Origin of the sequence: Paenibacillus planticolens (assembly GCF_013141725.1) — a bacterium.
Lineage (GTDB): Bacteria > Bacillota > Bacilli > Paenibacillales > NBRC-103111 > Paenibacillus_E > Paenibacillus_E planticolens.
In genome coordinates, this window is record NZ_WHNZ01000068.1 from 18561 (window position 1) to 28948 (window position 10388).

Genomic DNA, 10388 nt, shown 5'->3' on the forward strand with positions numbered 1-10388 from the left:
AAGGAGATACAGCATGCTACCATCACTTACATATCTTAAACGTCAATTAGAAGGAATTCTGCGCAATAAATTCGAGCAGGGACATCAAACATCTGGTTACTTAGCCAAGCTGGAACAGCTTCCAGCAAGCTATGATGCCTATGTGGCATTCGCTCACAGCTTGGCTGCTATTCCAATGAGGGACAATTGGTCTTACTATGAGCCCAATGATTTAGAGGAGATATGGCGGGAATGCGATCCGGCTCGACCTCTCGGACAAGTCGGAATCCTGAATCTGAAGGACAGCTCCAAGAGAGTAGAGGCGGCGTTCCTTGCTTCAGTCTGCGGTTCCATGTTGGGCAAGCCAATTGAGGTAAACCCCAGCCTGTCGGAATTGCGTGAAGCGCTAACTTCCACAGGGGAATGGCCACTAAATGATTATATTTCTGATGAAATCCTTCATGCATTGGATCGTCGTCATTGGTCCTGGTATGAGACGACCCGGGGGAGAATGCATTACGTGGCACCTGACGACGATATCAATTACACCTTAATGGGAATGATGGTGCTAGAGCAATTCGGCACTGGTTTTACGAAAAGAAATGTAAGAGACTTATGGATTAATCATATTCCGATAAGCACAACCTGGGGTCCGGAGAGGGCCATCCTGATTCGATCGGGGATAAGCTATTTGGAGCATGATAGGGACATATTTCATCATTCTAAAATCGAAGGTTGGCCTGACTTCATGGTCCAGGATACAGAGCTATGCGGTGCGGCGATTCGTGCAGACGCTTACGGCTATGCCTGCCCTGGTCAACCAGCTCTTGCTGCTGAGCTGGCCTGGCGGGATGCAAGCTTTACGCACCGCCGGACCGGTATCTACGCCACGATGTTCATAGCTGCTGCGATTGCAGTCGCACAGGTGCTGCGTGATCCGCTAGAAATAATCCGTACTGCACTGCAATTCGTACCTAGACGGAGTCGATTCTACGAGGTTACTCAGGATTGCCTGCAGATGGTCGCGCATGCAGATAACTGGCTGACAGCCTATCAGAGCATTAACCATAAGTATGCGAGTTATCGTCATTGTCAGGTTTATCAGGAAATAGGCACCTTAATAAATACATTTCGATTTGCTGAAAACGTCGGAGATGGGATTTGCAAACAGGTGATGCAAGGCAACGATACGGACAGCTTTGGGGCAACAGCCGGTTCTCTTCTCGGGGCTTATTTTGGTTCTGGCAGCTTGGAAACCAAATGGCTTGAGCCATTTCAGGACCGAATTTATACGGGGTTATCTTATTTTAATGAGCAGAAGCTTTCCCGTTTGGCTGAGCGAATGGGGCGTTTGCCAGAGCTGCTGCACCTCGGCCAACATCGAATTCAACCGAGCGAACTCTATGTGAATGAGAACATGGATTCCTGCCTTTGATTTTATAAAAAAACAAGATGAATAAAGTATTTGAGGTGTAAGCATGTGGTGAAAATCATTGTAGTAGGTAGTATGAATATGGATATAGTAAATCATGTTTTGAAACGACCTCTCCCAGGTGAAACGATTAAAAGTCTAAAGACTGACTATAATCCTGGAGGAAAGGGAGCAAATCAGGCTGTAGCAGCAGCTCAAGCTGGAGCTCAGGTCATATTCATTGGTGCTGTTGGCAATGACCCATTCGCCTCGCAGTTATTGTCCGCTATTTCTGGAAGCGGTGTCCAGTCAAATTTTATTATTCATAAAGATGGAAATACGGGAGTAGCATCAATTACAGTAGATGCGTCAGGAGAAAATCATATTATTCTTTCTGAGGGAGCTAACGGTTTGTTAACAGTGAATGATATACAAGATTCTCTTGATGTGTTTGATACTGCTGATATTGTGATGCTTCAAAATGAAATAAATTGGGATACTACGAGATATGTGATGGAAGAGTCCTATAAACGAGGCATCAGCGTTTACTTTAATCCCGCCCCAGCATTACAAATACCGTCAGATGTACTTCATTTCATTGATGTGTTAATTCTCAATGAAACTGAAGCCGAGTCTGTAACTGGAATCCCCATCTCTAACGATTACGGAGCCGTGCAAGCTTCCGTAAAATTAATAAATGGAGGAGTAGGGAATGTCGTGCTGACGTTAGGAAATAAAGGGTCAATGTTTACCGATAGCAGCTGTAATGTTATGTATGTTCCATCCTTCGACGTACAGGCAGTTGATACGACGGCGGCCGGGGATACCTTCATAGGAGCTTTGGCTGCATCGACAGGTTCAAAGGATATTTCGGAAGAGGCTTTGCGATTCGCCTCTGCTGCTGCTGCAATAAAAATTACACGAAAAGGTGCCCTAGGTGGTATTCCAAATAAATCTGAGATTGAGGCCTTCTTAACAACTATAAATTCAAAGAAGTAACCAGATGTCGCCAAATGAACCGTCAGAAGGATCTGACGGTTTATTTACCGTAGTCAGAAGTATTCATCTACAGCTACAAGTACCGTGGAAGGGGCGTATTTATGGAAGTTTTCAATAAGCTAGAAGAAGGCATACCTGTTGGAATAATCAAATGGACGCCCAGTTCGTTACTAGAAACATTCCATTGGCATACTTCATTTGAAATTGGTTATTGTCTTTCCGGCAAGGGTTGGTTTTACTTTGGAGATAAAAAATTTAGTGTAAATCCCGGTGATGTGTTCATCGTTAATAATATGGAACGGCACATTGCTCAGTCTGATCCTGAAAATCCGAGCCATTACATCTTTGTCTTTTTTAAAAAAGAGCTCATTGAAATTGAAAAAGAACTATTAATTCCATTCTTCTATAGTCCAAGAAAATTTATTAATCAAATATCTTTCGAATTAGAGGCTGCCAAAGAAATCGGACAAATTATTTTAGCTGTAAATGAGGAGATGGAAAAGAAAAGAACAGCGTACCATGGCATGATTCGTAGTTACATTCTGCAAATTTGTGTTCTACTTTCTAGACATTTCAAGAGTCATATATCGACGGGGGAATTTAACCTAGTCTTTGCGCTTTATTACAAATTAGCGCCTGTATTAACCTACATGCATGAAAACTTTAGAGAACCTCTAGAACTCTCAGATGTCGCTAAGAAACTTGACCTTAGCCCTTCGCGGGTACGCCACTTATTTAAAGAGATTATGGGGGAAGGTTTTAAGGATTATCTGCTCCATTTACGTGTGAATGAGGCAAGAAGATTACTGTTGAATACAAATTTGTCCATTGTGGATATATGTTATCAATCGGGGTTTCAGAGTCACAACCCATTCTACCATGCATTTCAAAAAATTGTAGGGATGTCTCCTGGGGATTATAGGAAAGCAGCTAAGGGAATAAATAGCCCTTTTTGTGAATCGGATTAAGTATTTAGTGAAGAAATTTCACCTATTTAGGATTATATTTTAAGTAGCTTAAAGGATATAAGTTATGTGAACTACCATTCCCGGTAAACGGGAAAGGCTTTATATACAATATGAAAAGGGAGGTTCTATGAATGAAGAAACAGATGAAAACAATTTTAACATTAGTCGTCCTAGCTACGGCATTAGCAGGTTGCAGTAGTGAGCCGGCAGCTAACACTTCAGCGAAACCAAAGAGCATAGGGCCTGTAAGCTTGACATTCTGGCACGCTATGGGGGGATCGAACGAAGAAGTTGTCAAAAAGATGGTCCAAAACTTCAATGAAACTGTCGGTAAGGAAAAAGGGATTACAATCACGCCGGTGTTTCAAGGATCCTACGCTGATCTTCTGAAAAAAGTAAAGGCTGCCGTTCAGGCAAAGAACGAAAAGGACTTTCCGGATATCGTACAGATTCCTGCTTCAGATACCTCATATATTAAAGATGTACCGGCGGTCATCTGGGCTCAAGATTTGCTTGCCAAAGATCCCTCGTTCAAAGTCACGGACTTAGAGCCGAATACTCTTGCCGGCTTTAGCTTTAAAGGTAAGCAAGTAGGTATTCCTTTTGCAAATTCCACGATTTTGCTCTATTACAATAAAAACTTGTTTAAAGAGGCAGGTCTGGACCCGACTAAGCCTCCGCAAACGATAAACGAATTAGGAAAATACGCGGCACAAATGAGCAAGAAAAGTGGTAGTCAAGTTACCCAATGGGGCTTTTCCGTCACCCCTGATCAATATCAACTGTCAAGCTGGATTGGCATGCAGGGAGCCTATATTGGTAACAACAAAAACGGACGTGCCGATTATATGACGGCTGTTGAGTTTGATACGAACGGAGCGATGAAACGCTTTTTGACAGAGTGGAAAAAAGCAGTAGATTCCGGAGGCATCCAGACGGGCGCCGATGTCAAAGCAGATGAAGAGTTTGCAGCGGGAAAACTGGCTATGTTCGTTACATCTACTGCAGCATTAAAAGGCACACTGGCTAAGGTCGCAGACAAATTTGAAGTTGGGACCGCATTCCTTCCCAAAGTGAATGAAACGGACAAAGGGGGAGTCGCGGTCGGCGGTTCCGCACTTTATATTATGAACCGGGGAGATAAAGCGGCATCAGATGCTGCATGGGAATTCCTGAAATATGGCATTACGCCGGAATCCCAATTTGTATGGCACACTGGAACCGGGTATTTCCCTGTAAACACAAAAACGTATGATTTGCCTCAAATGAATGAGCATTTGACCAAAAATCCATTGTTCAAAACAGCAATCGAGCAGCTCCATGCGTCGTCTCCCGAAACTCAAGAGCCGATGGGACCGGTAAGCGGCGAGTTCAGCCAAGCTATGCGGGAGGAGACATTGAACTACGTACAAGGCAAGAAAAGCATAGATCAGGCGATCACGGATATGGCAAATGCAAGCAACAAAGCTTTGAAGGATTACAACCGGGCAAATAATATTAAATGATGCTGGGGGTAACTATGAATATTTCTTTGATGACTTATAACTTGAGAACCTGCTTGGCACAGGACGGCGATAATGCTTGGGAGTACCGTTACGATAAAGTGGCAGCAATGATCAGAGAGCATAGTCCGCTGCTTTTGGGTACTCAGGAAGGAAATACCAGTATGCTGGAGGATCTGCAGCTAGAGGAATATCATTGGATCGGCGAGGATCGGCTTGGAGATCGAGGAGATGAGCACTGCGCTATCTATTTCAAAAAAGACGAACTGGACGTTGTGGAACATGGCACCTTCTGGTTATCCGAACAGCCGGAGATTCCGGCAAGTATTAGCTGGGACAGCTCTCTTCCGCGTATTTGCACCTGGGGGCACTTTCGGCATAAAGGCACTGGTACGGAGTTACTATTATTCAACACCCACCTAGATCACCAGGGGCAGCAGGCCAGGGAACAAGGTGTTCGGCTTATATGGGAGCGAATCAAGGAATTGCGGGCTGCAAAAGAGATCCCCGTCTTATTGACAGGGGATTTCAACTCACAGCCTGATAGTATGGTGATCCGCTTTATGAGGGGAGAGCCAGTTTGGGATGAGGCGCTTGTGGACATGTCAGATGCATATTCCATGATGGTTGGACCCGTAGGAGCATCGTTCCATGATAACTATACCGGAAGAATAGAAGGAGAGCCGATCGACTATATTTTTGTAACTCCTGACGTACAAGTGTCATCCATTCAAATCGACCGACGGAGGATTGACGGACGGTATCCTTCGGATCATTATCCAGTCGTCGCTCATCTGATTGCTATTGAAGGAGGATGATCCCGCGTGAATATAAGTTCAGCTCAACAAGTGAAAAGCAAGGGATTAAAATATCATTTCGCGAAGAAAAGATGGAGAGAAGCCGCTAAGCCATATTTGTTTATGCTGCCGTGTTTAATTTTTGTTTTCTTATTTACCTATTACCCATTTGCAAAAACATTTTATTTAGGATTTACATTAGTCGATTTGAATGGCAATCCGATTGAATTTGTGTGGTTTGAAAACTTTAAAAATATATTCAGTGATCAAAGAATGCTGCAAACTGTTTTTCATACGTTGAAATATACCGTCATCACAATTCCGGGAACCATCATGATCAGCCTTTGCATGGCATTATTGGCGGAAAAGAAACGGAAAGGGACAAGTATTTACCAGATTTTGTTCGCTTTGCCCATGGCTGTATCGATGTCCTCGGCGGCGATGATTTTTCAACTGATCTTAAATCCGTCGATCGGCGTATTCAACGCTCTAACAGGACTGAGCATCAACTGGTTCGGTGATGAAAAGTATGCAATGATTGGCATTGCTATTGTTTGCATCTGGATGGGCATTGGATTCAGCTTCTTGTTTCTTTTGGCAGCCATCCGCAATGTCCCGGGAGAATTGCTGGAGGCGGCGGATATGGAGGGAAGCAGTTATTTTCAATCTCTGATTCATATTAAGCTTCCATTGATGTCCCCAACGCTCTTTTTTCTGATCGTTACGGATATTATTCATTCACTGATGGTTTTCGGTCCGATCATGGTTTTGACAAAAGGAGGCCCTATGGGGTCTACCGAAACGATGATATACCGAATGTACATTGAAGCATTCGAGAATGGCAAATACGGATATGGCAGTGCTGTTGGTATTATGATCTTCATTATTGTTATGTTATTTACTTTAGTGACCTTTGCGTATGAAAAGAAAGGAGTGCATTATTCATGAAGACGGCCATGCAAATGCGCGACTTTCTATTCAGTACGATGTGTATCATCATTGGTTTGATCGTCATATCCCCGGTTATTTATTGTGTAAGTGCCAGTTTTATGAGTTCCGGCGATTTAAGTTCATATCCACCTAAATTTATTCCAAGCCAATTATTTCTAAAAAATTATGAGATCGTTTTTACTTCAACGCCGCTTCTCCGATTTATATGGAACTCTTTTTTGATTGCGATAATTGGAACTGTTGGCAGATTAATTACGAGCAGCCTGGCTGCATACGCATTTTCATTCCTGGAATTTAAAGGAAAGAACATATGGTTCTTAGTTATTCTCGGCACGATGATGATTCCTGGAGACATGCTTTTTATAACCAATTATATTACAGTGGCAAACATGAAATTAATAAATACTTATTCCGGAGTCATCATTGTCATGATGGCATCCGCGACTTATATGTTCATCCTGCGGCAGCATTTCTTGAGCATATCAAAAGAATATAGAGATGCAGCTTTTATCGATGGATGTGGCGATTTCCGGTTCTTTACAAGCATGTTAGTACCCATGTCGAAATCCATATTGTCATCCATTTTTATTGCATCTTTTATCGGTTTGTGGAACGCCTATTTGTGGCCGCTGATAGTTACCAATTCAGAGAATATGAGAACGGTGCAGGTCGGAATTACGATGCTTCAATCTTCCGAAAGTATTATCTATGGTCCTATTATGGCGGGAGTAACCGTCATCCTTATTCCTTCAGTTTTGGTCTTTATCATATTCCAAAAGCAGCTGGTACAAGGGATCACACTAGGCGGATTAAAAGGATAGTTTAATCAAATACTGGAGGCAACTACATGAGCAGGATAAAATTGATTGCACTTGACTTGGACGGGACGCTGCTGAACGAGGATTCCCAAGTATCTGAACAAAACCGGAAAGCGATTGCTGAAGCTCGCTCTCAAGGAGTTACCGTCATTGTAGCAACGGGGCGGGAGGTACAGACTGCCAAGCCATATTGGCAAGAGCTGAATCTGGAATCTCCGATGGTGACCGTTAATGGAAGCGAAGTGTGGAAATCTTCCGGAGAGCTGCATCTGCGACAAAAGTTAAATATCGGGACTGTTATGGCACTTCATAAAATAGCCGTTGATGAAGATTGTCGGTTTTATGGCTATACGACAGAAGGAATGATTGATGGTGACAATTGGAGCATAACTACCCCGGAGTCCCAATGGCTGAAGTTCTGTTACTCCTCGGAAAACCGGAACCAACTGGAACGGGTTCGCGCAAAGGCAGAAGAGGTAGGGCTATTCGAGATCACCAATTCCCATTCGAGCAACATCGAGCTCAATCCATCGGGTATTTCCAAAGCGAGCGGTATCCGCGAGGTATGCGATCTATTGGCATTATCTATGGAGGAGGTGATGGCTGTGGGCGACAGCTTGAATGATAAAGCAATGCTTCTTGAAGCTGGTATAGGTGTAGCTATGGGCAACGCCCAGGACGAGGTGAAGCAATTGGCAAATGCCATCACGGGCAGCAATAGGGAGGACGGAGTGGCGCAGGCGATTCGCCGGTATGTTTTGGAGGCGGATAAATAACGTTCCTGTCGGAAGGAAAATGATTCTTATGAAAATTCATTTTCTAGGTACAGCCTTGCCAAGGGTCTTCATCACCCACTGCATATTTATGGAAACGATTCGGTTACGAACAAGGGCCGCGATGCTTCGAGCGTCAGCGGTTTGCTTTTCATCTGCTTCGTCCACATGCATGCCTATCTGCATTCCCAACACCTTAATTTATCTCCTTTCTCCTTAAGTTTACCTCTTTCAATGAACGCGGCATTATTCTAGCTAAGAATACCAACTAAGAGACAGCATCCTACTTTTGAAAGAAGAGAGGGGGTGATCGGCGAGAAATGTAATCGCTTACTAATGAGCATCATGCATGACGTTTCTTTTCCAATCTGAGGGAGGTATATGAATGCGCAGTTTTAAGAAAATGATTTCATCCGTATCCATGATGGCGATTGTCCTCAGTTTATGGAGTCCTGCAGGTATTTCACATGCAGCAACTCCAATCACTGATGCGAATTCAACGGTTTTTGGCCCCAATGTCTATGTATTTAGCCCGGATATGCCGGCTGCAGATATTCAAAGCACGGCTAGTTCCATATTTGGCAGACAGGAAAGCAATGAGTTCGGTACAGAAAGAGATGCCCTCTTGTTTAAACCAGGAAGTTATAATGTTAATTTCTATGTGGGCTTTAATACGCAAGTATCTGGTTTGGGACAAAATCCGGATGATGTGTTGATTAACGGCGGGCTGAATGTGAATGCAGATTGGGATAACGGGAAAGCATTACGCAACTTTTGGCGCGGTATTGAAAACCTGAGTATTAATCCGACGCTCACCATTCCAGCTCCAGCACATATCACCTCGGGGACAACGCAAATCGCCGTTTCGCAAGCAGCACCTCTTCGACGGTTACATATTAAAGGTAAACTGAATTTGTTTGACTTTGATTCGAATTGGAATGCTGGATATGCAAGCGGAGGCTTTCTAGCGGATTCCATTGTCGATGGTCAGATAACGCCAGCTTCCCAGCAGCAATGGTTCTCTCGAAACAGCCAGTATTCGAGTTGGTCCAACGGGGTTTGGAACATGGTATTCGTAGGTGACAAGAATGCACCGGCGGGGACATTCCCCGATCAGCCGTATACGGTCGTTCCGAACACGCCTGTCATCCGGGAAAAGCCGTATCTGTATATTGACAAAAAGGATCAATATCAAGTGTTTGTTCCATCGCTTTCACAGAATACGAAAGGAGTAAGCTGGGCTGCGGGAGCAACGCCAGGTCAGTCCATAGGGATCGACCAGTTCTATATTGTTCGTTCGGATCAACCTAACACATCGAGTGCTGCAAGCATCAATGCTGCATTAGCAGCCGGGAAGAACTTGTTATTTACGCCGGGAATCTATCACTTAAATGATACAATTCGTATCAATAACGCGAATACAGTTGTACTTGGAATCGGGATGCCAACGTTGATTCCAACGACAGATAAGCCTGCAATGACGGTTGCGGATGTGGATGGCGTTAAATTAGCAGGACTGCTTTATGAGGCCGGTCCAAATGCAACCTCGACGCTATTGGAAATCGGACCTACAGGCAGTACAAACAATCACGCAGCGAATCCAACCTCGTTACACGATTTATTCTTCCGAACAGGCGGAGCCGTAGCTGGGACGAACGCATCACAAATGAAAATTAACAGCAATAACGTCATCGGGGATCACTTCTGGATGTGGCGCGCTGACCATGGCGCAGGTGCCGGTTGGACCACCAACGTATCGACGAACGGTCTCATTGTGAACGGAACCGATGTTACGATTTACGGATTATTCAACGAGCATCACAATGAATATCAGACGATATGGAATGGGAACGGAGGCCGGTTGTATTTCTATCAATCCGAGATTCCATACGATGTTCCGAATCAAGCGGCTTGGATGAACGGAAGCAAAAAAGGCTTTGCGTCCTATAAAGTGGCAGATTCCGTAACTACACATGAAGCTTGGGGCCTCGGCGTTTACTCCTACTTCAGAGATGCAGCTGTGAAACTCGATTCCGCAATTGAAGTACCTAACGCCGCAGGGGTCAAAATTCATCACGCTACGACCATTTGGTTAAATGGGACGTCAGGCAGTGAAATCACGCACATTATTAACAATCTGGGAGGGCGTGTCTACGGCAAGTCAGGCAGTGCGATGAGACAAACGCTCAA

10 protein-coding genes are annotated in these 10388 nt (G+C 44.2%); 9 read left to right on the top strand and 1 reads right to left on the bottom strand.

The features are described 5' to 3' along the window. Nucleotides 1-13 precede the first annotated feature (13 nt). The 8 genes from GC097_RS28295 (at nt 14) to GC097_RS28330 (ending at nt 8201) form a co-directional block, all read left to right on the top strand. The gene (locus GC097_RS28295) at nt 14-1414 is read left to right on the top strand and encodes an ADP-ribosylglycohydrolase family protein (protein WP_171686635.1); all 1401 of its coding nucleotides are present in this window, start codon (nt 14-16) and stop codon (nt 1412-1414) included. A 48-nt stretch (nt 1415-1462) separates the two neighbouring features. Continuing rightward, nucleotides 1463-2389 carry a ribokinase gene (locus GC097_RS28300; protein WP_312875739.1) on the top strand — a complete coding sequence of 309 codons (927 nt, stop codon included), beginning with the start codon at nt 1463-1465 and terminating at the stop codon, nt 2387-2389. 101 nt (nt 2390-2490) lie between these two features. Then, complete coding sequence (locus tag GC097_RS28305; protein WP_171686637.1) at nt 2491-3357, top strand: AraC family transcriptional regulator; 867 nt, start codon at nt 2491-2493, stop codon at nt 3355-3357. Nucleotides 3358-3488: 131 nt separating this feature from the next. Continuing rightward, nucleotides 3489-4862, top strand: a complete 1374-nt coding sequence (locus GC097_RS28310; protein WP_171686638.1) for an ABC transporter substrate-binding protein — start codon at nt 3489-3491, stop codon at nt 4860-4862. 14 nt (nt 4863-4876) lie between these two features. Next, nucleotides 4877-5677 (top strand): endonuclease/exonuclease/phosphatase family protein, encoded by an 801-nt coding sequence (locus tag GC097_RS28315; RefSeq protein ID WP_171686639.1) that lies wholly within the window; start codon nt 4877-4879, stop codon nt 5675-5677. A 6-nt stretch (nt 5678-5683) separates the two neighbouring features. Then, a complete protein-coding gene (locus GC097_RS28320) occupies nt 5684-6604 on the top strand; it encodes a carbohydrate ABC transporter permease (protein ID WP_312875740.1) in 921 nt (306 codons plus the stop codon). Beyond that, nucleotides 6601-7428: a carbohydrate ABC transporter permease gene (locus GC097_RS28325; protein ID WP_171686640.1), complete on the top strand. Its 828-nt coding sequence runs from the start codon at nt 6601-6603 to the stop codon at nt 7426-7428. The genes GC097_RS28320 and GC097_RS28325 overlap by 4 nt, the downstream gene beginning before the upstream one ends. Before the next feature lie 26 nt (nt 7429-7454). Continuing rightward, nucleotides 7455-8201 (top strand): Cof-type HAD-IIB family hydrolase, encoded by a 747-nt coding sequence (locus tag GC097_RS28330; RefSeq protein ID WP_171686641.1) that lies wholly within the window; start codon nt 7455-7457, stop codon nt 8199-8201. Between the two features lie 36 nt (nt 8202-8237). On the opposite strand, the gene GC097_RS28335 is transcribed toward GC097_RS28330, so the two are convergent. Further along, nucleotides 8238-8393, bottom strand: a complete 156-nt coding sequence (locus GC097_RS28335) for a hypothetical protein (RefSeq protein ID WP_171686642.1) — start codon at nt 8391-8393, stop codon at nt 8238-8240. A gap of 190 nt (nt 8394-8583) precedes the next feature. On the opposite strand from GC097_RS28335, the gene GC097_RS28340 reads away from it, so the two are divergent. Further along, nucleotides 8584-10388, top strand: a 1805-nt coding sequence (locus GC097_RS28340) for a pectate lyase-like domain-containing protein (protein ID WP_512699056.1), incomplete at its 3' end; no start/stop codon positions are given.